Source organism: Aquabacterium soli, assembly GCF_003933735.1.
Lineage (GTDB): Bacteria > Pseudomonadota > Gammaproteobacteria > Burkholderiales > Burkholderiaceae_C > Aquabacterium > Aquabacterium soli.
On record NZ_RSED01000084.1, the window covers coordinates 1 to 555 of the forward strand.

Here is a 555-nt window from a genome sequence, read left to right on the forward strand (position 1 = left end):
CTTGACCAAACGGTTAGGCTGGTGCGCGAAGACAGATTTGGGAAGCCAGTACTAGGCTTGGAATCGGTGGCAGCCATTATCAATCCTGAAAAGCTTAGTCGGACAAGGGTGAAAAGTGGCTCGGCGTGGCTGAAAATATAAGGAATGCACAATTTTCTAATATGCTACCCAGTTGTTTGAGTTTGGGTAAATGCTCACGCTAATATGCCTCGCAAATACTGAACTTCCATCCTGGGATTTGCCATTTTTGATTATTTTGTGCGCAATGGTGAAGCTTTGCTTTTCTATCGTCTGAGCCGTCAAGGTGCCAATTTCCGCCCCAGGGATAGAAAACTTTTTGTGCTCAGTGGTTGTCCCTTGGATGGGCGGCTGTCCGCGCAGCATAAACATGTAAGTAACAGGTGCTGCTTGCGATGCTTCTATAACAAGTGTAGAACTTTGATCGTCAAGATTTGGCCCTATTAAAGAACTATAGGCTCCGAACGATGCTATTCCCAAGACAAAGGAAATGATGTATGGGTAAATTTTCATAAGTGGACTGCAAGGAGCCTAACG

Annotated in this window: 1 protein-coding gene; it reads right to left on the reverse strand. The window is 45.2% G+C overall.

Annotated features, from left to right (window positions below; genetic code table 11):
* Window positions 1–156: 156 nt before the first annotated feature.
* Entirely contained in the window at window positions 157–531 is a 375-nt protein-coding gene (locus EIP75_RS23890) for a hypothetical protein (protein WP_125245679.1), read from the reverse strand.
* Between the last annotated feature and the right edge of the window lie 24 nt (window positions 532–555).

What these genes read in the sequence shown, in the direction of transcription:
- EIP75_RS23890 (WP_125245679.1), bottom strand. Translation starts at nt 531, where the DNA reads ATGAAAATTTACCCATACATCATTTCCTTTGTCTTGGGAATAGCATCG.